Here is a 22698-nt window from a genome sequence, read left to right as displayed (position 1 = left end):
ACAAAAGCCCCGTCCGGTAACGGACAGGCTTTTATGCAGTGCTTTTTATTTATATACTTAAAAACAAATTAATAAAATGACAGTAGTTACAATAGTAGTATCCATTGCCTGTTTCATCGTCGGCGGATTTGCTTCGTATATGTTCTTCAAGCATGGATTGAAGTCCAAATACGACAGCATCCTTAAAGAAGCCGAGACTGAAGCGGAAGTGATTAAAAAGAATAAGTTGCTGGAAGTAAAGGAAAAATTCCTGAACAAGAAAGCGGATTTGGAGAAAGAAGTATCACTCCGTAACCAAAAGATACAGCAGGCAGAGAATAAGTTGAAACAACGCGAACTGGTACTGAACCAGCGTCAGGAAGAAATTCAGCGTAAGAAGATGGAAGCCGAGGCGGTGAAAGAGAATCTGGAAGCCCAATTGGTAATCGTTGACAAAAAGAAAGAGGAACTGGAACATATGCAACGCCAGGAAATCGAAAAGCTGGAAGCTATTTCAGGCCTTTCCGCCGAAGAAGCCAAAGAGCGCATGGTAGAATCCTTGAAGGAAGAAGCCAAGACGCAGGCGCAATCCTATATCAATGATATCATGGACGATGCCAAACTGACAGCAAGCAAAGAAGCCAAACGTATCGTTATACAGTCCATCCAACGTGTAGCGACAGAGACCGCTATCGAAAACTCCGTTACTGTATTCCACATCGAATCGGATGAAATCAAAGGACGCATCATCGGTCGTGAAGGACGTAACATCCGTGCGTTGGAAGCTGCCACCGGTGTGGAAATCGTTGTGGACGATACTCCGGAAGCCATCGTATTATCAGCCTTCGACCCGGTTCGCCGCGAAATTGCCCGTCTGGCATTGCACCAGCTGGTAACAGACGGACGTATCCATCCTGCACGTATCGAGGAAGTAGTAGCCAAAGTACGCAAGCAGGTGGAAGAGGAAATTATAGAAACCGGTAAACGTACTACCATAGACTTAGGTATTCATGGTCTGCATCCCGAGCTTATCCGTATCATCGGTAAGATGAAATACCGTTCGTCTTACGGTCAGAACCTGTTGCAACATGCCCGTGAAACAGCCAATTTATGTGCTGTAATGGCATCTGAGCTCGGTTTGAACCCCAAAAAGGCAAAACGTGCCGGATTGCTGCATGATATCGGTAAAGTGCCCGATGAAGAGCCGGAATTGCCGCACGCACTCTACGGAATGAAACTGGCAGAGAAATTCAAGGAAAAGCCGGATATTTGCAACGCTATCGGCGCTCACCACGATGAAGTGGAAATGACCAGTCTGCTGGCTCCTATCGTACAAGTATGCGACGCCATCTCAGGAGCGCGTCCGGGAGCCCGCCGCGAAATTGTAGAGGCCTATATCAAGCGTCTCAACGACCTTGAGCAACTGGCGATGTCTTATCCGGGCGTAACAAAGACCTACGCTATCCAGGCAGGCCGTGAATTGCGCGTCATCGTCGGTGCAGACAAGATTGACGATAAGGCGACAGAAAACCTTTCCGGTGAAATAGCCAAGAAGATACAGGATGAGATGACTTATCCGGGACAGGTGAAAATTACCGTTATCCGTGAGACACGTGCGGTAAGCTACGCTAAGTAAATAAAAGAATTAAAACCATGAGAGGAGCGTTGGCAACAGGCCATTCGCTCCTTTTTTATTTTATCCGCTTCCGAAGTTCACGGAGTTTTCTTATTTTTGTGACTATAAAAAGAGATAAAAGCCATGAAGGAATATTTATTTGAGGTTTGCGCAAACTCGGTAGAGAGCTGCATTGCCGCCCAAGCGGGTGGAACCGATCGGGTAGAGCTGTGCGCCGGAATACCCGAAGGGGGAACTACCCCTTCGTACGGTGATATTGTCATTGCAAGAGAAGTCCTGCAAAAAACCAAACTACATGTTATTATCCGTCCGCGCGGCGGTGATTTTCTATACTCTCCTATCGAACAACGCATCATGCTAAAGGACATAGACAATGCCCGCCGCTTAGGAGCAGACGGTGTTGTTTTAGGCTGTCTGACGGATGACGGAGAAATCGATATTCCGCTAATGAAGCAATTCATGGAAGCCGCTCAAGATATATCGGTCACTTTTCACCGGGCTTTCGATGTTTGCCGCAATCCGCAAAAAGCGCTGGAAGACATTATCAGTCTCGGATGCGACCGTATCCTGACCTCGGGACAGCAAGCCACAGCCGAACTGGGCATTCCCCTGTTGAAAGAACTGCAACAGCAGGCGGCAGGACGTATCACCTTGCTTGCCGGTTGTGGAGTAAATGAAACAAATATCGCACGTATAGCCCAAGAGACAGGTATCAACGAGTTTCATTTCTCGGCCAGAGAAACAGTAGCAAGCCGTATGCAATACCGCAAAGAACGGGTGCCGATGGGCGCAACCGTACAAATCAATGAATTTGAACGCAACGTGACAACTAAAGAACGGGTGAAAAAAACAATTGGAAAATTGAGAGCCGGGAGTTAAATCCCTCACCTACTTACAACTTACCAATCGTTTTCGTCAACTGCTCGCCCAATCCTATTGTATAACCTTGCGAGATAAAGACTACCCTGTTAAATGTATCCACAATGATAAATACAGGTAAGGTTTCTTTATGTCTTAACTTCATCGTCTCCGCAATCTGAGATTGAATACCGTCCGTATCTATACCATAGATAACGGTAGAAGGTAAATCGGGAAAAGATTCTTGAACGAATTTCCCGGACTGCGCCTCATTCGGGAAAAGCAATACCATCTTCCGTCCCCACTTTTCCAAATCTGTTTTGCAAGCGGCTATATCACGCAACGCATGGTTGGTAGGTTCCTGGTTAACTCCCAAGATTCCGACAACAAAGTACCCCCGTCCGCAGGCTTCCAACAGGCTTTGCTTGGAACCGGCCGCTTGCAGCGGAGTAAAGGGAGACTCCGAATTGAAATTACCTATTACCTGCACTTCATCCTTACTTTCACGTACCGCCAACTCGAGATGAGTCGTCTGCCCGGGTTTGATACTGAATTCCGTGATACGGGAAAGCACGCCGCCTTTTGCCAAACGGGTTCCGATCACTAAAAGGTAATCTCCGCTATCCAACGATGTCCCTTTCCTCAACAGGCTGCTCCAAGTAGTGCCGCCGCCCATATCAAGGTCACCTTCATCGTAAGCCAACAACCGCAACTTCCCCTGCGGAGTTACTTTGGAAAGGGTGAAATGAGAATAATATTTGGGATCGTCCAAAGACTTGATAGGCGGATATTCAGCGACAAGCTTACCCTTCAGAGGAATAGTTTCCTCCATAGATACAAGGTCTTGCGGATTGCGGTCCAAATTGACATCTGTTGCGCCTTCCGCCCTTATCAGCTGTACCTTGCCCGTCACCTCGTCTATACGTGCAGGTATACCCATGCTACGCGCCATGGATACAAAGAAGATATCCCGGCTATGCGCATCCGCCAACCGCGCTCTCCACACGCCTTCGGGAGAAACAGGGTCGCCGCCTAAATTACAATTCTTATCCACATGGATGTTTTCCGCCACCCACTTCACCAATTTCATCGGCAGTGCCGCATAGGCTTCCATATCTGCTTTTGAAACGACTTTCTTGAAGAAACCTTTGTAGGGAGTCAGCATTTCGTTACTTACACGCGGGTTACGTACATAGTTACGGAAAGTCTCCGCATCGGTACGCACGCTGGAGAGCATATGGTCTATCAGTACTTCCAGACCGACATCCCGAAGGTCTTTAGCCGAAATCCGTTGCAAGAGGTCGATGCCACCTTTCTTTGACTTATCAGAGCGCAAACGGGTCATAAAGTCACAAATTACCTTATGATTGCCGCGGGAAGCAACCAATATCTTCGCGACGGCTTCCTCATCCAGCTTATACTTACAGGCAAAGGCGCGCGCCGAATCCTCGGTCATAAATGTCGCCGTATAGGCATTACGGATAGAATCTTCCTGCGCCAGCCGCCAATCATTCCCAGCGCGTTGCTCCGGTGTCACTTCGGGCAGATTGGCTGTTTCCGGTGGCGGTACGATATCTATATCCACGGCAAAAGCATCGCCCTTCTTTTTATCAAGTTTCACCGTCAGTTCCGATTGCCTGCCGAAAGAGAGTTTGGCAAAACCGAAGCATCCGTCCTTCGATGCCCACACCAACATATCTCCCTTTCCTGCGGTCAATCCGCAAGTGCCGCCGGCAGAGGTATATTTGGTAGCCACCGTATAGAATTCCGCATAATTGTAAAGTTTGAATTCCACACAGGCGCTATCCACGGGCGTACCGTCCGCATTCACAACGGTTACGGAAGCTTTTGCAGCAGGTGCATAATTGTCAATCACATTGATTTCGGTGTAAGTGGGAGTAACGGACATTATCTCTTCCTTCCCCTCATAGCGTCCAAAAACTTTTGTATGCATCAGCATCCCCCGACTGGCAGGCGCATTGAACCACCCGAGATTAAGAACCGGTTCGGGCTCGCAAGCTCCCAAGAAATACCATTTACCGTCTGCCCATGCCTCCACCCACGCATGATTATCATCGGTATGAGCCCAACGGGGCGTATATACCTGACGTGCCGGAATACCTACCGAACGGAGTGCGGCAACCAAAAATGTTGATTCCTCCCCGCAACGGCCGTAAGCCGTACGTACCGTTGCCAGAGGCGAACTCGTACGCGCATCGGAAGGCATATAAATGGCTTTCTCATGGCACCAGTGGTTCACTTCCAAAATGGCATCCCGCAAAGAAAGAGATTTCACCCGGTCTTTCAGCTCCTTATAGAATACGACGCGGGCGCTGTCCAAATGCTCATTATTCACCCTCACCGGAAGAACAAAATGCCTGAATACATCTTCAGGGATAATCTTTCCCCAAGGCATTTCATCGGCAGCCCGCCGAGAAGCACGCACATTCATCAAGTGAAACTCTCCGGGGTAATCCGCAATATCCGCCAAGGGCATATAAGCATAAAGAAACTCCAAAGCCTCACGCTCGTAAGCAGTGAGAGAAGCATCGAATATGGTAAACAAGTCTCCTTGCGGCATCAAAGTCTTTTTCTTTTGAAAATCTTGCTCCACACGCGAGCGATAAGCGGCATCCGTCATGAAATGAGAATCGCCGCAAGCAGCCAGCAAACACAGCAAGCCGATTATTCCGGAAAGAAAAGTGGTACGTTTCATAAGGTACATATCATTAAGGTTGAGCTGCAAAAGTAACATAAATCACGTGCAAAAGAAAATTTATTTATCCCGAATGTATTATCGAGGCGGCATCTTCTCTAAACCATCCTTCGTATTGCCGGAGAAACCGAACGCTCCGGGGAGATATCGTTTCCCTCCGAAGAAATCCCCTTATCCTCCGAAGATATGTTCCCGTAAAGGGAGGGACTCATCCCTGTCGCCTCTTTCCGATCACGTACCAACCGCACGTTCTGCCATATATTTGTAATACCCGGATAGCAAAACGATGTGTTTTTTAAGAAAATGAAAGGGTAGACGCAAATTTCTATGTTATAAAACATACTTCTCGCGAACATTTTGTATCTTTGCAGCGTTAATAAGAGAGAAAACAATAAAAGATGTTTAATCGCTTTCCGAAACGCGGAAGGCAAAAAAGAAGACGATTATGAAAAAGAATGCAAATGAAATTTTTATGTTACAGTACCGTATCAAACGCTATCAAGCAATGGGTAACGGAGCTATGTGCCAAACCTTAAACGGCAAACTACAAAAACTGCTGGCAAAGCAAGCCACCATGACCATGTAAATCACACCTTTAAATAAAATGAACGAGGGCGGGAAATTTTTCAGTTTCCCGCCCTCTTCTTTTATCGGTCTTCTGCCTATGCAAGACAGCATGCTTACGCCTCCACAATATCTTTTCCAAAAGGAGCCAATGCCAAAGCGGCAAGTTTGAAATGCTGCATACCGAAAGGAATGCCTATGACAGTGATGCACAGCAATATGCCAAACCCCAAATGTGAAAGGCAAATCCATATTCCACCCAGAAAAATCCACAGCACATTCATCAGTATATACAGACACCCGCCGGAGCGTACTCCGCTACGCACATCCTTGCCGAAAGGCCACAAAGCAAGGCCTGCCATTTTCATTGTCTGCATGCCGAAAGGAATACCGACGATTGTAATCATCATTAACAGACTGGCTATCATATACTCCACCGCGGTAAAAATACCGCCGAATACCAGCCACAAAATATTCATCAGACATCCCATTATATTACGTTTTTATGTTCGACATTGCAAAGATAATATTCTTTCTTCCTTATTCATTGGATTCCCAGTCACTAAATTCAAAACTCAGCTGCTCCCAGACACCTTTTTCATCACTTTCTTCACGAGGATTGGAAACGGAAAGCCCTATCAGGCGGATGGGATGATGTTCGTAATCGACTTCTTTCAAAAGTTGCTTTGCCAAAGGCAGAATCACATCAAGGGCAGTCAACTCTTTGGACTGCGTGATGCTGCGGGTGATTTGGCTGAAGTCATGAAACTTGATTTTCAGCGTCAATGTATTCCCCCGGAAGTTCTTATGTTCCAAACGGCCTGCCAGTTCCACCGCGGTATGATACAATTCGATAATCACCGACGCCTGCCGGTTGATATCTTTTTCCAAAGTATGTTCGCACCCGATGGACTTGCGAACGCGTACCGCCTCTACCGGACGAAGGTCTATCCCACGGGCAAAATCATAATAGATACTTCCTACTTTCCCGAACTCGCGCAGCAGCATTGCTTGCGAACAGGCGCGCAGCTGTTCTCCATTGTGTATCCCCAAAGCATGCATTTTCCTTGCCGTCACCGGTCCTACTCCCCAGAAACTTTCTATCGGCAAACGTGCTATAAACCCCAACGCCTGGTCGGGATGAATGGTGCACAAGCCATCCGGCTTACGGTAATCGGATGCTATTTTGGCAAGGAATTTATTATAGGAAACTCCCGCAGACGCCACCAAGCTCAGCCTTTCACGTACTTTCCGTTTTATTTCTTTGGCTATATCCACAGCCAGGGGCATACCCGACTTGTTTTCCGTCACATCCAGAAAAGCCTCATCCAAAGAGATAGGCTCTATGATATCCGTATACTCATGGAAAATCTCATGTATCCGGCGGGATACCGATTTATACATATCCATGCGCCCCGGAATGAAAATAAGCTGCGGACACAACCGCTTCGCTTTCTGTGACGACATGGCCGAACGCACCCCGAACCGGCGGGCTTCATAGCTGGCGGCAGCCACCACGCCCCGTTCCTCGGCATGCCCCACTGCCACAGGCTTGCCACGCAGTTCCGGATTATCGCGCTGTTCCACAGATGCGTAAAAAGCGTCCATATCGATATGTATAATCTTCCGTTCGGCCATCATCGTACCAACTACCGGTACAAAGATACACTATTTTTTGTTCATCCGAAGTATACGTCGGTAGACATAAATAAAAGCGGGAATGAGGAACAAATCCGCGAAAATCCAAGCGGTCGGGTCACCGAAGCAAACGGCGATGTAGCCGAATGCCGGAACCGCCAGCAAGCTGACCAGAATACGGGCTATCATTTCGGAAACGCCCGAAAGCATAGCCAGATTGGTGTAGCCCGCTCCTTGAATCGTGTAGCGCAGGATACAAAGCAACCCCAGTATCGGGAAGAAAGAGACAGATATATGCAGGAAAAGTTCCGCATCTCTCAGTATTTCCACTTCCGAAGCCTCTACAAACAGCAGAGCGAACGTTCCGGCTCCGAGCATCAGCACCACGAAAGTGAACGCCCAGTAGACAATCATCATCAGAGCGCTTGCCTTGACACCCTGCCATATACGTTCGGGCTTGCCCGCACCGTAGTTCTGTCCGCTATAAGTGGCCATCGCCATACCCAGGCTTTCGAAGGGACACATAAAGAACATCTTGATACGCATGGCAGCCGTAAAAGCCGCTACACACGCCGTACCCAACGCGTTGTTGGCGCTCTGCAGCATGATACTGCCGATAGCGGTGATGGAAAACTGCAACCCCATAGGCACTCCGATATACATCAGCGTACGCGCCAGCGCGCCGTCGAATTTACGTTCGGCAGGAGTAGTTCTCAGAATTTCAAAACGCTTCATCATATAGATGTAACACAGCGCCGCCGAAACTCCCTGGGAAAAGACCGTAGCGATCGCCGCTCCCGCCACGCCCCAGTCCAAAACAAGGATACAAAACAAGTCGAGCAGAATATTCAGGACGGTGGAAAAAAGCAGAAACCAAAACGGCGTCTTGCTATCCCCCAAAGCACGTATAATGCTGGACAACAAATTATAGAAGAAAGTACAGGGAACACCTATAAAAGTGACAAGCAGATAATAATAAGCTCCGGTAAAGATATTTTCCGGTGTACGCATCATGCGCAGAATATCCGCACAATAAACGCTTGTGACCACGGCAAGCACCACCGACATTACCACGGCCAATTGCAGACTGACCGCCACATAACGGCGCATCGTTACATAATCCCTCGCCCCGAACTTCTGCGCCACCGGAATGCCGAACCCGCCGCAACATCCGTTGCAAAAACCGAGTATCAGGAATATGACCGATGTACTCGCCCCGACAGAAGCCAGCGCATTTATCCCCAAAAACTTACCGACAATCGCAGCATCCACCAAAGAATAGGTCTGTTGCAGCAAATTACCCAGCAATAAAGGCAAAGTGAAATTGAATATCAGCGGAAGAGCCCGTCCTTCCGTCATTTCTCTTGATGTCGCCATACAATCTAATCCCCCGAAAGTCGGTGCAAAATTAGTAAAAGAAATGCTGGCGGAAATTGATGCATATCAAAAGATGCGGAAAATCCGGAGAGTGATTCGACATGTTTATTCAGACAGAAAACAGTCGCTTACAAGCCGGTCGTTTTCTTCAGTACGGAGCTATGAGCCAGATAGTCGGGAGCCCCGGCGTAGATATACATCACGCTCCCTCCTTTAATGGCGTCAATGATAGGACGGCTGAGTTTTTGCGGGACAGCCGGACAGCCGAAACTCCGTCCCAAACGTCCTCCCCTGCTTGCCACCGAAGGATCGGCATAGGCAGCCCCGTGCATCACAATGGCGCGCTCACGGGCACGGTCGTTGATACCCTTTTCCAACCCGTTCAGGATAAGGGAATATCCGTTCCTGCCCTGATAGGTCGTCTCCGTCAGGTAGAAGCCCAAGGAGCTTTTGTAAGAACCGTATTCGTTGGAGAATGAGGTAGCATACTTGTCACCGCTGTTTTTGCCATGCGCAACGACCGAGGAAAAAAGCAGCTTCCGCCGCCCCATATCGAATACAAACAGACGTTGCTCGGTAGAGGGACGGGAGAAATCAATCAGAGTGAGCACATCCCGTTTACGGCCTGCTATTTTATGATACCCCGTTACCGCCTGACGGAAAGCGTTCCAACTCACCACTCCTTCCAGTTGCATGGAACGGTACAGCTCTGCGCATGCCGCCGATTCCACCGCCGGCGCAACATCAGGCTTATCCGGCACACCCGTGGCAGGCTTGCTTCCCAAAAACAGGAAACAAGGAAAAAACAGGAATAAAAAAGACAAGCAAACTCGCAACATAAATATCCGACCTGAGAAAATATCGGCGGCAAAGTTAGCACTTTCCGTCCATACACCTATCACACAGATAGTTAAAAAGAAAGGTATTATTCGATAACAACCACTAAAGATCGTTCCGCCGGCGCCCAGTCAAACACAAACTTTGCATGTGAAGTAGCATTGCGCACGCACATATGCGAACGCGGCGTAGTGCCCAACGACCAGCTATACTCAATCATCGCCGTACGCGGCACATTCACCGGTACTCCATGAATATAGGCACCGTTGGTAAAGCGGCTGGCATAGGGTGCATACCCGCCCGTTGCCGTAGAGCCGTCTTTCAGAAAAACCATACGCGACTTTTTTTGCTGAAGCAAATACATCCCCAGCGGCGTTTCCTGCGCATAGGGCGGCGCATGCCGTCCCGTGGTGGCAGGATTCATGCTGCGGATTTTCCATTCGCCTTTATCCATGCGCTCCAGCGTGGCGATATTCTGGTCAAGCCGGTCTACGAAAATGACATGATGAAAGACGGTACTGTCCGCCAGCTCTCTCAGATAACGATGAGGTACCAGCCATTCATCTTCCAGCGTAATAGGAAGAATACGGTCGAAACCGCCTTCCGTACCCAGCAGATAAGCCAATGTCCCATCCCTGCCATAGCGTTCGGGGACCAACGTATCTCCCGGCAGATACAAGGGAACGGACTGATAACGCTCCACTCCGAGTGTGTCCGCCACGCGGCGATAGGCATTACGCACAAACTTGCGGACTAAAGGGGCTTCCCGATTCAGATTCTTATAATTCTGCAATACCGCCCACTTCACGCCGTCCCGTTGCATGTTCTCTATATAAGCCAGACAATTACGGATTACATCCCATTTGAACGAACGCACGGTATCCTTGTACGGATAGGTATCTTCCAACGTATACGTATCGTAAAGCAAGTCTTTGGTCAGCGTGATATCGGCTGCCGTCAGCAACTTCTCCCTGAAAGGCGTTTCCACCACAGGCACAACGGTATCGGCAGGTTCCGATACCCGCGCGACAGGAGATGAAGCGTGGTCTTGACGCCCGTTACATCCTGCAAGCACCATGTATGCAGCCACAGCGGCAAAGAGGAAGAATCGTTTCATAAAGATGAATTTAAGTTCGTAATCGGGTTCAGAATCTTCATGAATACCTGACTCTACGAACAAAGATATAATTTTTTCTTACGTCTACAACGATTTTCCCCCGATAATTGTTGTGCCCCACAGCGCATTTCAGGCAGGGGGATACCTAAGTATATGACCGAGGTACCCTGAAGGTACGGCTGAGACACCCTGAAGGTACAGCCGAGATACCCTGTGAATACGACCGAGATACCCCGAGGATATGCCCCGGAGTATCTCGGTATGCGACCGGGAAACCGCAGTTTGCCCGAAACGCTCATTAATACTTACATTCTTTGATTACCTCAATCAGCTTGCCGAAGTCTTCCGGATACACATCACCGATATTACCGATACGGAACGTGTCCGCCTGGGAAATCTTGCCCGGATAAATCACAAAGCCCCTTTCCTTGAGCTGCGCATAAAACGATGTGAAATCGAAGTCCGCATTCGGATAGAGGAAAGAGGTAATAACCGGAGACTGTATTTCATCAGGAAGCAAAGTCTTGAAGCCGAGTGAGCGCATTCCTTTTACCAGTACGTCATGATTCGCACAATATCTTTCGTGGCGTGCCTCTACCCCGCCCTCTTCCAGCAATTCATCCATGGCCTGTTTAAAAGCTCTCACCACATGGGTAGGCGATGTAAAGCGCCACTTTCCATGACCTTTTTCCATTGTTTCCCACTGATCGTAAATATCGAGCGACAGAGATTTGGAAACGCCTTTACAGTGCGCCAACTCCGACTTGCGGGCAATAATAAAGCCGAAGCCCGGTACTCCCTGAATACACTTATTGGAACTGCTGATAAGGAAATCGATACCCAGCTCCTGCACATCCAAAGGTACGCCGCCAAAGCTGCTCATGGCATCTACAATCAGTTTCTTGCCGTGCATCTTTACAATATGGGCAATCTCCTTCAACGGATTCAGCACCCCGGTAGTGGTTTCACAATGCACTACCGACACATGCGTAATCTCCGCATTATGCGCCAAATAATCATCCACATAGTCGACAGATACCTGCTCCGTCTCATCAAAGGCCAGCATATCGTAGTCGATGCCGTGATATTCGGCTATATTTCCCATACGGTCACCGTAGGCTCCGTTACTTAAAATAAGAAGCTTGTCACCCGGCTTAACAGTACTTCCGATAACGGCTTCCACACAATAGGTTCCGCTGCCTTGCAAAAGAATGGAAGTATATTCATCAGTCTGCTTTGTGGCAAGCGCAACGAGGGATTTGCGGATTTCTTCCACGATATGCACGTTATAATCCGCATCCCATGTACACCAATCGGTGAGCATGGCTTCTTTTACGGTTTCGGAAGTAGTGAGAGGTCCGGGGGTCAATAAAATGTAAGGTTTCATATTCTTGGTATTTTAAAGTTATTAATATCATCTATCACGGCAGGAAGTTCTTCAACGGAGTCTATTACATAATGGGCTCCGGCGGCCAGCATACGGCGGCGGACATCCTGCTTGCGGATTGTCAATTCGGCGGCGGGCAAAGCATTCACTTCTTCCAGGGTCAGCCCCAGTTCGTTGCTGCCAAGTATGACGCCTACCGTCCAGACTTTGGCATTCACTCCCTCTTTGATGTCGGCAATCGTATCGCCTACTTTCACTACACAGTCTGCCGAAGGCACGGCAAGCTCCGTCATGTTCTTATAAATCATATAAGGAGCGGGACGCCCGGCAGGCAGTCCGTCGGGAGTGACACAATTGTCAACCACATATCCGCGGGCTGCGGCGGCAGGCAATACGACATCCATCATTGCACGGTTATAACCGGTAGTAGAGCCTATCTTAATCCCTTGCGCACGCAATCCCGATATTGTTTCGACCACACCGGGAACGGGTGTCGTATAGTCTTCCAGGGATGCAAACAACACACGCTGAAAATCCGCATAGCGCGCCAATATATCTTCCTCGGTATACGGGCGGCCGTATTTCTTTTCAAACTCGTTTCTTACGCGGTCAATATGGAACAAAGCGCGTATTTCCTCTACTTTGGTCAGCCCCATGTGGGCACGTGTCTCAGCAGCCGTTACCGGAGTGCCTATCACATTAAAACTCTCAATGAAAGCGGCGACCGGAGCGAAACAGCCGTAATCGACTGCCGTGCCTGCCCAATCCATGATAATACATTCAATTTTCTTCATAATTTATATCTTACTGTTATTTTTCCTGTCTGCTTATTTTGCCATATCCGGAAGAAGTTCCAATGAAACACGCTTACCGGATAAACCACCCGCCGGATGAGGTGTATCGAATTCCTCGCCGGAAGTTTCCGCATATTTCTCACGGCGATAACGCTGTACCAGATAAATTGCCGAACCGACAAACGCAACGCTGCACACTATACCTACATAACCGGACATCAGATTGTAAAAGTCCAGCCAGTTGACGGCAGGATTAAAGAATTCCTTGAATACCAGTACCACCACCGTACCCGTATAACCAATGAAATCCAGTGTAATAATGAAAAAGCCCACATTCCCTTTTATCTTGAAGCAAGCGATGAAGCGCTCGAAAAAGAGTGTCTGGAAACTAAGGTAGACTGTGTAGAGCGACAAGCTTTGGAGAAACAGCCACATCATAGGCGGCAACCGCAAAGCCGAATAATTGAAAGCCATGAAACTTAACGCGGCCGTGCCGCAAGTAACCAGTCCTAACAGCAGGCACAGTACCTTTATGTTGCTCCTTACCATTGACATCAGCCCGAACATGCACAGAATGATTAATGTAACCGTCGCGTCTACCCGGGCAAACGCCCACGAAGAAAGTCCCGCAGCATTGATATCGAGTATCTTCACCAGAAAATCCTCTTTGATGTCCTGCAATACCGTAATGAACAGGTTGGCGAAGAACAGCATTATCAGTACAGGCATAAAGCTCTTGAACAGATTCAGGCGGGCTTTGCTGTCCAACGTAACCCTTTCCGTGCGCAGTTCCTTGTCAGCCTGCGTAGGCTGGGGCATCCGCGTCATCAGCCACCCCAAAAAGGATAAAAGCGGAAAAGCGAACGCTCCGATAAAAGCAGGCATCCAGAATTCACTGATATGCAAGTTATCCATCACAAAAAGTCCGGTCGACTTTGCGGTGCCCGAGCTGATAGCGATGCTCAGTCCCATAAGGCTGGCCAGCAAATCCGTTACCCGCCTCCCTTCCAGAAAACTGAAAATCACTCCCCACATGCATCCCAAAGAAAGCCCGTTGAAGAACAGGGCGAATACATTGAAAGGCTGCGGAAGCGCTCCGAAAAGAACGAGAAACAGTTCGGCGACCGCGACCGAAAGGATAATAAACTTCAGCCGGTTTTCTTTCTTCAGCTCAGAAATCACTTTGATACCTATCAGTTTGGAAATAAAATAACCGGATATCTGTATAATACTGGTCGCAGTCTTATAGTCCATTCCGAAAAAGTCGAGTCCGTCGAAAGTTGCGGCGGTAAACGGCTTGCGCAATGCATATACCAAAGAATAAGAAAGCAGTGCCGCCCCGCCCGCCCAAAGAATAAACAGGGCATCAGACAATTTCTTGTTGGAAACAACGGCTTCTTTTTTACCGGTTATCGTATTCATAATATCTATCTTGTTTTTGATTCCGGCAGCAAATGTAAGGCAGCTTTTCAACAGCAAAAATGAATTTCCATTATTAATAATATTCATGAAACCAGCATTTTATAATGTAACATTAATGCAATATTAATGTAATGAAAGCATAACACCACGTGATTTTCTTTGCAGACATTTTAAGTAAACAGCCAGTAACCCGCAACGATATGAACGAACTGCCGGAAATATACAAACGCATTGAGTACCTGCGCAACAAAGGTGTAAAGATGAAAGAGATAGCCGACCATACCAATATGGCGGCAAGCGTATTGTCCTCGCTCTACTCAAGCGTATTGCCCACCTATATCGGGTGCATTAAAAAAGGTAATAATGAAGAAGAAGCACTGGACTACGCGCTGTCGCAAGTGAACAATGTATCGAAAAAACGCCTTCTCGGTAATCTGAAAGAATTAAAAGAGCGACTGTACGAACTGGAACCCGCCGCTGCCACCGGACAGAAAGAGAATCCCTTTCTGGACATGATATCGGAAGAAATGCTCCGCTCGGTGCAAGACGCGTACAATTATAGCGGCATATACATCAGTTACAGCCTTTCTTCCTCAACCAACGCCCTGAAAGTGGAGCCTTACCTTATCACGACATCCGAAAACAACGATTATGTCAAGGTCATACACATGAGCGCCTACAACACTACCCACTTCGGCACAGGTATCTTCAGCAATCATCAGAATTCCTACATTATGTTCAACGAACGGGAATCTCCGCAAATGGCCTTATTCACAATCTATCTGCAACTGCCCATGTACGATTTCCCGCACATGCTCAAAGGCCTCTACCTCTGTCTGGATTATAACCGCAACCCGATAGCCCGAAGAATCATCTTCATCAAATACTCGGACAGCACCAACATGGATGACTTTCTGGAGCTGAAGGGCGCTATCATCCCTAAAGAAGAACTGACGGAAGAGCAAATACCTTATTATAATTATACCTGCCAACCGGGCGATTATATCAAAACCTGCTCTGTCCCCTCTCCCCTTCTCAATGAAAAGGATTTGGAAAGAGAAAAGAAAATGCTTGAAATCTGAATATTATCCAGAGTAACGTAACTTTGCAACTTGGTTGCATTTCCCATTGCCTATCTTTGCATCAAAAATAAAGATAATATGGGACATCATAGTTGTACATGTTGCTGTGCGCATGACAATGCACAGCCGAAGAATACACCGGGAAATACCGGTTTCTTAAAGGAGTATCGGAGAATCCTGCTTTCAGCCCTTCTGCTCTTTGGCGGAATAGCCATGAAAGCGATGAATATAAGCTTCTTCTCGGACGATACCGTCGTACTTGTCTGGTATCTGCTGGCATATCTGCCCGTAGGGTTACCCGTACTGAAAGAGGCATGGGAAAGTATTCTGCGGAAAGATGTTTTCAGTGAATTTACACTGATGTCTATCGCTACGTTAGGGGCTTTCTATATTAAGGAATACCCGGAAGGCGTGGCAGTAATGCTGTTCTATTCATTGGGGGAATTATTTCAGGACAAAGCGGTAAGCAGAGCCAAGCGGAATATCAGCGCATTGCTTGATGTACGCCCGGAAAAGGCTACGGTTATCAGGGATAATGAGGCCGTTACCGAATCTCCCCGCAATGTACAGGTGGGTGACATTATCGAAGTGAAACCCGGGGAACGTGTTCCGCTGGACGGAACAATGCTGGGCGAATCGGCCGCATTCAACACCTCCGCCCTTACGGGCGAAAGCGTGCCCCGCACGATACGAAAAGGCGAAGAAGTACTTGCCGGAATGATTGCCACAGATAAGGTTATCAGGGTGGAAGTGACAAAGTCCTTTGAGAAGAGCGCTTTGTCGCGCATACTGGAGCTGGTGCAGAACGCGTCCGAACGCAAAGCGCCCGCCGAGCTGTTCATACGCAGGTTCGCCCGCATCTATACACCGATTGTAACCGGGCTGGCGGTGTTGATAGTACTGCTGCCTTTCCTCTATTCATTGGCAAACACGCAGTTCATATTCACCTTTGACGACTGGCTGTACCGGGCACTTGTATTTCTGGTCATTTCATGTCCTTGCGCTCTGGTAGTCAGCATTCCTTTGGGATACTTCGGCGGTATCGGCGCCGCATCCCGCTTGGGTGTATTGTTCAAAGGCGGTAATTACCTGGATGCCATTACCAAAGTCAATACGGTAGTCTTCGACAAGACGGGCACACTGACCAAAGGAACGTTTGAAGTACAGTCCTGCCGTACACAACACGGCGTATCCGAAGAAAAGCTGATACAAATCATCGCTTCCGCGGAGCGCAACAGCACACACCCCATAGCCAAGGCTATTACCGGCTACGCGGAGCAAAGGCGGATATCCTTTGTTCCCACTGCGGAAGTCACGGAAATTGCAGGTCACGGTCTTGAAACAAAGATAGACGGACAGCGCATACTGGTAGGTAACGCCCGCCTATTATCCAAATATAACGTGGAATATCCGCAGGAATTATCCAAGATTGCCGATACGGTGGTAGTCTGCGCCATCGATTCTGCCTATGCGGGTTACCTGCTGTTATCCGATACGCTGAAAGAAGACGCCCGCAAAGCCATAGAGGATTTGAAAGCTTTAAATATCAATAATATTCAGATATTATCGGGAGATAAACAAGCGATTGTCACTAACTTTGCAGAAAAGCTGGGAGTAACACAGGCTTATGGCGACTTACTGCCCGACGGCAAAGTGGAGCACATAGAGGAACTTCGGCAGAATGCAGGCAATCGGATAGCTTTTGTAGGCGACGGCATCAATGACGCTCCCGTCCTCGCCCTCAGCCATGTGGGAATCGCAATGGGCGGATTGGGCAGCGACGCCGCCATTGAAACGGCCGATGTCGTAATCCAGACCGACCAGCCCTCCAAAGTAACTACTGCGATTCGTGCCGGTAAGCAGACGCGCCGGATTGTCTGGCAGAACATTTCGCTGGCTTTCGGGGTTAAACTGTTAGTACTGATTTTAGGTGCCGGCGGATTGGCTACACTGTGGGAAGCCGTTTTTGCAGATGTCGGCGTGGCTCTTATCGCTATAGTAAACGCTATCCGCATACAGAAACTGATAAAATAGAAAGGCAGAATCTTATGAAAGAAAAGGATTATTTAGACCTGTTGGAAAAGAGAGAGATACAACCTACCGCCATACGCATATTAGTGTTGCAGGCCATGCTAAAGGCAGGCCGCTCCGTCTCTTTGCTCGATTTGGAAAATATGCTGGATACGGTTGATAAATCTTCTATCTTCCGCACCATCACTCTTTTCCTTTCTCATCACCTGATACACAGCATTGACGACGGGTCGGGGTCGTTTAAATATGCGGTATGCAGCGCCGGCTGTTCTTGCGAAGTCAATGATTTGCACACTCATTTTCATTGCGAAGAATGCAACAAAACATTCTGCTTCCAGAATATCCCTACGCCGGTAGTACAGGTGCCGGAAGGATTTACGCTGAGCAGTATCAACTATGTATTGAAAGGGCTTTGCCCGGAATGCGCGGCAAAGGCAACTCCCAAAGAATAAAGAACTCCCCCAATTAGTTTTATGAGACTAATTGGGGGAGTCGTTATTCCAATCTCCTGTCTTTCAACATCAAAAGTGGAGCTGGAGGGAATCGAACCCTCGTCCAAACGAGGAAATCATAAGCTTTCTACATGCTTATCTTTGCCTAAGTTTTCGTGCAACGGCAGAACCAAAGCCATCAACCGTTACCTTATCCTCTAAAGTTTCATCCATGCCGCGAGGCCGACACGAACTATCCCCGATTTGACTGCACCACTTGACCGGAATGCTTCGGAGCAACAGCTTCCGAGTGATGTCCCGTCCCGACACCTTGTATCGGGATTAAGCTAATCTACTATACTTCGATTAAGCAGCAAGAGCAAATTGTCTTTCGCCAGATAAAATTTTGAAGACTGAGATTTAAGTGCAAATCAACGACGCACTGCATGCTTACTTACCATTTCTGCCCGCTGTCAAATCCAGTCAACCCCGGATATTCATAACTTGCAGAAGTTATGTGGGCGCAAAGATACAAATTATTTTCCTTATTATGATTCTTATCCGGCAAATTTATACCTTAGTTAACAGCTTACTCAAACCGGAAAGTTGCCGCACACGCATATCCCTCTTCATAAAGAGCAGTCAGTTTGTTTATATCTCTTTCGATGCGGTCTACCACTATCGGCTTTTGCGGGCGTATAACGGTAATCTCCCCCGCATCTTCCAGTCGTTCCACCAATTCCAGCTGCTCATTGTAGACACTGCTGCGCCGATTGATTGCCTCACGCAAATGAGGATATTTCTTATAAATAAAAGGCGGAACTTTAGTCCCTTGAATATCCTTACGGTAGCCCCGGTTACGTGTCAGCACCACTACATTGCGGTCGTAACCGTCCCAGCGGGCGCGCATCAAAGGAATACTGTCCACAATGCCGCCATCCAGCATCGGGATATCATCCACATAGGTAATGGGGCAAACAAAAGGCAGGCTGCTCGAAGCGCGGACAATATCAATGACCCGTTCCTTATTCCGTTTTTCCTCAAAGTAATTGGCTTCCCCCGTCAGGCAGTTGGTCGTTACCATGACAAAACGTTCCGGGCAACGGAAATACGCATCATAATCGTACGGCAGGATATGTTCGGGAAATTCCCTGAACAGCAAGTCGAAATCCATGATATTGCGCTTTTTCAGCAGATACTTCAGTCCGATATAATTATATTTCTCCAACAGGTCTATATTGCTATACTTGGCACGTCCCCTCTGCCCCGACATATACGACAGTCCATTACATGCGCCTGCACTGACGCCAATCGTATAAGGAAAGCGGATACCCCGGTCCATAAAATTATCCAACACGCCGCAAGTAAAGACGCCGCGCATGCCGCCACCCTCAAGAACCAGGCCGCTTTGATTGTCCATACGTACTATTTTCTCCATAAGTGTCAGAATTAACGTGCCAAAGATAGCTTTTGTTTACGATATTCTACCTATATTTGCGGCTACAACTATAAATTAATAACAATTTAATCATGATGAAAAAGTCTATACTGATCGCTGCCTTAGGACTGTTCAGTCTGAATACAATGGCACAGGACACCCCGAAAGAAGAGGGATTCGTCTTTACTACCGTAAAAGAAAACCCGATTACATCCATCAAGAACCAAAACCGTGCCGGCACATGCTGGTGCTATTCCGGACTGGCGTTCATCGAATCCGAGTTGCTCCGTATGGGCAAGGGCGAGTACGACCTGTCAGAAATGTTTATCGTGCACAACACTTACTTAGACCGTGCCGACAAAGCAGTACGCACACACGGCGATATATCTTTCTCGCAAGGCGGTTCGTTCTACGATGTGATATACGGTATGAAAACATTCGGCCTGGTGCCCGAAGAAGAAATGCGTCCGGGAGTGATGTACGGTGATACGCTGAGCAATCATAACGAGCTGACAGCCGTATCCGATGCCGTAGTGGCAGCCATCGCCAAAGGAAATCACCGCAAATTGCAGGCCGACAAAGACAACAACCTGCTTTGGAAGAAAGCCATCGCTTCCATACACGACATCTATTTGGGCGAACGTCCCGAAAAGTTCACCTACAAAGGCAAGGAGTATACCCCGAAGTCCTTTTACGAATCCACAGGCTTGAATGCTGATGATTACATCTCACTCACTTCCTATACTCACCACCCGTTCTACCAGCCGTTCGTTCTGGAAATCCAAGACAACTGGCGCTGGGCTTCTTCCTACAACCTGCCTATCGACGAGCTGATGCAAGTATTCGACAATGCCATCAACAAGGGTTACACCATCGCTTGGGGCAGCGACGTAAGCGAACAGGGTTTCACACGCGACGGTGTGGCCGTTATGCCTGATGCTGAAAAAGTTCAAGAGTTAAGCGGTTCCGACATGGCGCACTGGCTGAAGATGAAACCCGAGGAAAAGAAACTGAACAGCAAGCCGCAACCGCAAAAATGGTGCACACAGGAAGAACGTCAGTTGGCATACGACAACTGGGAAACGACCGATGACCACGGTATGCTGATTTACGGTATCGCCAAAGACCAAGAGGGCAACGAATATTATATGGTAAAGAATTCTTGGGGACAAGCCGGCACATACAAAGGTTTGTGGTATGCTTCCAAAGCGTTCGTGCGCTACAAAACGATGAACATCATCGTTCATAAGGATGCACTGCCCAAAGACATTGCCAAGAAGCTGGGTATCAAGTAACCTGAAGACCGACAATCGAGACACGTATAGTTTACTATCGTTTACCCAAAACAAATTAAGAGTTTAATAGCAATAAACTGCCTGTTTATTGCTATTAAACTCTTAATTTATCCCCATTAAACCGGGAGTTTATTTTGCCAAAGCTTATCTCCGCTTTTTCTCATCTTACCCTCTTTATATCATCCGCTATCTGCGGCGCTGTCAAACGGTTATCCCGCAACAACTCGCTTATGTCATAGCGGTCTGCAAACTCTTTCTTGATACCATAATTCAAGACTTTCATATCCGACGAAGCATAGTAACGGGCAATCTTCTCTCCAAAGCCGCCATCGAGCACACCGTCTTCCAGAGTAACCACCAATGTATGATCGCACTTCAAGTCTTCGAGCAGTTCTTCGTCCACACCCGTAATGAAACGAGGGTTGACAAGCGTTGCATCGATTCCGGTGTCCTCTTTCAGCTTCCTGACTACTTCCTCACCCAATTGATAGAAAGAACCAAGTCCGAGAACGGCAACCTTTTCGCCACGGCGCGACACTTCATAGCGGTTCAGCAGCTTGCCATAATCCTTTTCCGGCTCGATGCCGCGTGAAATAACCCCGTTGGCGGGAACACGGACGGCCACCGGATACTCCGTCTGGTGAATGCCCCACTCCAACATAGCCAGATACTCCTCACGGCAGGTTGGAGCCAGATAGACCATATTCGGAATATTGCCGATGACCGGAATATCAAAGAGACAAAGGTGAGTGACATCATTCATGCTCGACGCTCCGCCCCAAAAGACGAGAATCAATGCCGGATTGTTATTAATACACAGGTCTTGCGACAACTGGTCGTAGGCACGCTGGATGAAAGTACTGTATACACCGAAGACAGGCTTTCCACCACCGGCAGCAATGGCAGAAGCCATGGCAACGGCATGTTCCTCGGCAATGCCCACATCAACAAACTGACGTCCCGCCTCTTCGCGACGCTCCGCCGTAAAGCCGAAAACAGTGGGTGTACCCGCTGTGATACCGACAATGGTACGGTCTCGCTTCATCTCTTGCAGCAGGTAACGTGCCGTAAGGTCGCCATAATCTTCTTCATTACCGAAGTCAACCGACGGGTTACCCGTTTCCAAACTAAACGGAATACTGTAATGGAAACGTTCTTGCTGCTGCTCGGCAAGACGGTAGCCTTTACCTTTAAGGGTATTGATGTGCACCACAACCGGATGATCGATATCTTTCACTTTTTGGAAAGCGCTTATCAATGCCTGCACATCATTACCGTCTTTTACGTACAGATAGTCCAATCCCATAGCAGTAAAGAAATTGCAAGGCGCCTGTCCGTCGGTATCACGCAACAGTTGCAGGTTACGATACAGTCCGCCATGGTTTTCGGCAATGGACATTTGGTTATCGTTCACAATCACGATGAAGTTCGTACCTAATTCGGCCGCATTGTTCAATCCTTCGAAAGCCTCGCCGCCGCTTAAAGAGCCGTCACCGATTACGGCTATCACATTGCCCGTATCACCTTTCAAATCACGCGCTTTGGCCAGTCCGGTGGCAAGGCTGACGGAAGTCGACGTATGTCCGATGACGAAGAAGTCGTGTTCGCTTTCCGACGGTTCGGTGTAGCCCGACACTTCATCATACTCGGCAGCGTTCATAAATGCCGCCTTACGCCCCGTCAATATCTTGTGCGTATAGCTTTGGTGGGAAACGTCGTAGACAATCTTATCTATCGGTGAATTGAATACGTAATGCAAGGCAATGGTAGCCTCTACCATACCCAGGTTCGGCCCTACATGACCGCCATGTTCGCTCAGCTTTTTCAGCAATACGCTGCGCACTTCTTCACTCAATGTTTCCAGTTCGCCCGCCGAAAGCCGTTTCACGTCGGCAGGCCCGTTAATCTTTTCTATATACATAGCTTTTATTAAAATATATTGATTCAAAATTATTCTTGATTATCTGGTATCAGAAATATTTCCTGATATATTCAACGCTGCAAAAATACAACGGAAGAAACATTCGGGAAGTAGACGAATTACGGTTTGAATTACCATTTTTACGTTTTGCGTTTTTGCTCAAAATCTTCTCGGA

At 48.0% G+C, this 22698-nt stretch carries 18 protein-coding genes and 1 other RNA gene; 7 read left to right on the top strand and 12 right to left on the bottom strand.

All coding sequences use genetic code 11. The features are described from left to right. Positions 1 to 76: 76 nt before the first annotated feature. Positions 77 to 1615, top strand: a complete 1539-nt coding sequence (gene rny, locus I2F54_RS08240; RefSeq protein WP_022217732.1) for a ribonuclease Y — start codon at positions 77 to 79, stop codon at positions 1613 to 1615. 123 nt (positions 1616 to 1738) lie between these two features. Then, complete coding sequence (locus I2F54_RS08235; RefSeq protein ID WP_118468953.1) at positions 1739 to 2494, top strand: copper homeostasis protein CutC; 756 nt, start codon at positions 1739 to 1741, stop codon at positions 2492 to 2494. Between the two features lie 13 nt (positions 2495 to 2507). Here the strand turns inward: I2F54_RS08235 and I2F54_RS08230 are convergent, their stop codons facing one another. Then, positions 2508 to 5189 carry a transglutaminase domain-containing protein gene (locus tag I2F54_RS08230; RefSeq protein WP_195500939.1) on the bottom strand — a complete coding sequence of 894 codons (2682 nt, stop codon included), beginning with the start codon at positions 5187 to 5189 and terminating at the stop codon, positions 2508 to 2510. Between the two features lie 445 nt (positions 5190 to 5634). On the opposite strand from I2F54_RS08230, the gene I2F54_RS08225 reads away from it, so the two are divergent. Continuing rightward, on the top strand, positions 5635 to 5775 hold the full coding sequence (locus tag I2F54_RS08225; RefSeq protein ID WP_009121286.1) for a hypothetical protein: 141 nt from the start codon (positions 5635 to 5637) through the stop codon (positions 5773 to 5775). Between the two features lie 94 nt (positions 5776 to 5869). Here the strand turns inward: I2F54_RS08225 and I2F54_RS08220 are convergent, their stop codons facing one another. From I2F54_RS08220 to I2F54_RS08185, 8 genes are all read right to left on the bottom strand, one after another. Further along, the gene (locus tag I2F54_RS08220; protein ID WP_009121285.1) at positions 5870 to 6244 is read right to left on the bottom strand and encodes a YccF domain-containing protein; all 375 of its coding nucleotides are present in this window, start codon (positions 6242 to 6244) and stop codon (positions 5870 to 5872) included. Between the two features lie 49 nt (positions 6245 to 6293). Further along, the gene (gene dinB, locus I2F54_RS08215; RefSeq protein WP_195501028.1) at positions 6294 to 7391 is read right to left on the bottom strand and encodes a DNA polymerase IV; all 1098 of its coding nucleotides are present in this window, start codon (positions 7389 to 7391) and stop codon (positions 6294 to 6296) included. 30 nt (positions 7392 to 7421) lie between these two features. Then, positions 7422 to 8768 (bottom strand): MATE family efflux transporter, encoded by a 1347-nt coding sequence (locus I2F54_RS08210; protein ID WP_087413315.1) that lies wholly within the window; start codon positions 8766 to 8768, stop codon positions 7422 to 7424. Between the two features lie 128 nt (positions 8769 to 8896). Next, a complete protein-coding gene (locus I2F54_RS08205; protein WP_039950465.1) occupies positions 8897 to 9607 on the bottom strand; it encodes a murein L,D-transpeptidase catalytic domain family protein in 711 nt (236 codons plus the stop codon). A gap of 86 nt (positions 9608 to 9693) precedes the next feature. Then, positions 9694 to 10722 carry a L,D-transpeptidase gene (locus I2F54_RS08200; protein ID WP_181993181.1) on the bottom strand — a complete coding sequence of 343 codons (1029 nt, stop codon included), beginning with the start codon at positions 10720 to 10722 and terminating at the stop codon, positions 9694 to 9696. Positions 10723 to 11020: 298 nt separating this feature from the next. Beyond that, on the bottom strand, positions 11021 to 12109 hold the full coding sequence (locus I2F54_RS08195) for a 2-aminoethylphosphonate--pyruvate transaminase (protein WP_195500938.1): 1089 nt from the start codon (positions 12107 to 12109) through the stop codon (positions 11021 to 11023). Next, the gene (phnX, locus tag I2F54_RS08190; RefSeq protein ID WP_009121278.1) at positions 12106 to 12903 is read right to left on the bottom strand and encodes a phosphonoacetaldehyde hydrolase; all 798 of its coding nucleotides are present in this window, start codon (positions 12901 to 12903) and stop codon (positions 12106 to 12108) included. The genes I2F54_RS08195 and phnX overlap by 4 nt, the downstream gene beginning before the upstream one ends. 33 nt (positions 12904 to 12936) lie before the next feature. Beyond that, a complete protein-coding gene (locus I2F54_RS08185) occupies positions 12937 to 14412 on the bottom strand; it encodes a DUF5690 family protein (protein ID WP_195500937.1) in 1476 nt (491 codons plus the stop codon). A gap of 113 nt (positions 14413 to 14525) precedes the next feature. Here I2F54_RS08185 and I2F54_RS08180 point away from each other — a divergent pair, with 113 nt between their 5' ends. From I2F54_RS08180 to I2F54_RS08170, 3 genes are all read left to right on the top strand, one after another. Beyond that, positions 14526 to 15407, top strand: a complete 882-nt coding sequence (locus tag I2F54_RS08180; RefSeq protein ID WP_022217740.1) for a hypothetical protein — start codon at positions 14526 to 14528, stop codon at positions 15405 to 15407. A 78-nt stretch (positions 15408 to 15485) separates the two neighbouring features. Continuing rightward, on the top strand, positions 15486 to 17441 hold the full coding sequence (locus tag I2F54_RS08175; protein ID WP_195500936.1) for a heavy metal translocating P-type ATPase: 1956 nt from the start codon (positions 15486 to 15488) through the stop codon (positions 17439 to 17441). Between the two features lie 14 nt (positions 17442 to 17455). Beyond that, positions 17456 to 17890 (top strand): Fur family transcriptional regulator, encoded by a 435-nt coding sequence (locus I2F54_RS08170; RefSeq protein WP_022217742.1) that lies wholly within the window; start codon positions 17456 to 17458, stop codon positions 17888 to 17890. 73 nt (positions 17891 to 17963) lie between these two features. On the opposite strand, the gene ssrA is transcribed toward I2F54_RS08170, so the two are convergent. Then, positions 17964 to 18360, bottom strand: a transfer-messenger RNA (tmRNA) gene (ssrA, locus tag I2F54_RS08165). 98 nt (positions 18361 to 18458) lie between these two features. Then, positions 18459 to 19307: a patatin-like phospholipase family protein gene (locus I2F54_RS08160; RefSeq protein WP_195500935.1), complete on the bottom strand. Its 849-nt coding sequence runs from the start codon at positions 19305 to 19307 to the stop codon at positions 18459 to 18461. A 95-nt stretch (positions 19308 to 19402) separates the two neighbouring features. Between I2F54_RS08160 and I2F54_RS08155 the strand changes: the two genes are divergently transcribed. Beyond that, on the top strand, positions 19403 to 20602 hold the full coding sequence (locus tag I2F54_RS08155) for a C1 family peptidase (protein WP_039950535.1): 1200 nt from the start codon (positions 19403 to 19405) through the stop codon (positions 20600 to 20602). 160 nt (positions 20603 to 20762) lie between these two features. Here I2F54_RS08155 and I2F54_RS08150 read toward each other — a convergent pair whose 3' ends face one another. Continuing rightward, positions 20763 to 22523, bottom strand: coding sequence for a 1-deoxy-D-xylulose-5-phosphate synthase (locus I2F54_RS08150; RefSeq protein ID WP_195500934.1), 1761 nt, complete (start codon positions 22521 to 22523; stop codon positions 20763 to 20765). Between the last annotated feature and the right edge of the window lie 175 nt (positions 22524 to 22698).

The sequence above is a fragment of the Bacteroides clarus genome (genome assembly GCF_015555825.1).
In the GTDB taxonomy this organism is placed as follows: Bacteria; Bacteroidota; Bacteroidia; order Bacteroidales; family Bacteroidaceae; genus Bacteroides; species Bacteroides clarus.
Note: the sequence above shows the minus strand (reverse complement) of the source record. Positions and strands in the feature narration are given on the sequence as shown.

Bases quoted from the DNA above. Each gene is read 5' to 3' on its own strand.
- I2F54_RS08235 (WP_118468953.1), top strand. From the start codon at position 1,739: ATGAAGGAATATTTATTTGAGGTTTGCGCAAACTCGGTAGAGAGCTGC.
- I2F54_RS08230 (WP_195500939.1), bottom strand. From the start codon at position 5,189: ATGAAACGTACCACTTTTCTTTCCGGAATAATCGGCTTGCTGTGTTTG.
- I2F54_RS08175 (WP_195500936.1), top strand. From the start codon at position 15,486: ATGGGACATCATAGTTGTACATGTTGCTGTGCGCATGACAATGCACAG.
- I2F54_RS08170 (WP_022217742.1), top strand. From the start codon at position 17,456: ATGAAAGAAAAGGATTATTTAGACCTGTTGGAAAAGAGAGAGATACAA.
- I2F54_RS08150 (WP_195500934.1), bottom strand. From the start codon at position 22,523: ATGTATATAGAAAAGATTAACGGGCCTGCCGACGTGAAACGGCTTTCG.
- rny (WP_022217732.1), top strand. From the start codon at position 77: ATGACAGTAGTTACAATAGTAGTATCCATTGCCTGTTTCATCGTCGGC.
- I2F54_RS08185 (WP_195500937.1), bottom strand. From the start codon at position 14,412: ATGAATATTATTAATAATGGAAATTCATTTTTGCTGTTGAAAAGCTGC.
- I2F54_RS08200 (WP_181993181.1), bottom strand. From the start codon at position 10,722: ATGAAACGATTCTTCCTCTTTGCCGCTGTGGCTGCATACATGGTGCTT.
- I2F54_RS08195 (WP_195500938.1), bottom strand. From the start codon at position 12,109: ATGAAACCTTACATTTTATTGACCCCCGGACCTCTCACTACTTCCGAA.
- I2F54_RS08220 (WP_009121285.1), bottom strand. From the start codon at position 6,244: ATGGGATGTCTGATGAATATTTTGTGGCTGGTATTCGGCGGTATTTTT.
- phnX (WP_009121278.1), bottom strand. From the start codon at position 12,903: ATGAAGAAAATTGAATGTATTATCATGGATTGGGCAGGCACGGCAGTC.
- I2F54_RS08155 (WP_039950535.1), top strand. From the start codon at position 19,403: ATGAAAAAGTCTATACTGATCGCTGCCTTAGGACTGTTCAGTCTGAAT.
- I2F54_RS08180 (WP_022217740.1), top strand. From the start codon at position 14,526: ATGAACGAACTGCCGGAAATATACAAACGCATTGAGTACCTGCGCAAC.
- I2F54_RS08225 (WP_009121286.1), top strand. From the start codon at position 5,635: ATGAAAAAGAATGCAAATGAAATTTTTATGTTACAGTACCGTATCAAA.
- I2F54_RS08160 (WP_195500935.1), bottom strand. From the start codon at position 19,307: ATGGAGAAAATAGTACGTATGGACAATCAAAGCGGCCTGGTTCTTGAG.
- dinB (WP_195501028.1), bottom strand. From the start codon at position 7,391: ATGGCCGAACGGAAGATTATACATATCGATATGGACGCTTTTTACGCA.
- I2F54_RS08205 (WP_039950465.1), bottom strand. From the start codon at position 9,607: ATGTTGCGAGTTTGCTTGTCTTTTTTATTCCTGTTTTTTCCTTGTTTC.
- I2F54_RS08210 (WP_087413315.1), bottom strand. From the start codon at position 8,768: ATGGCGACATCAAGAGAAATGACGGAAGGACGGGCTCTTCCGCTGATA.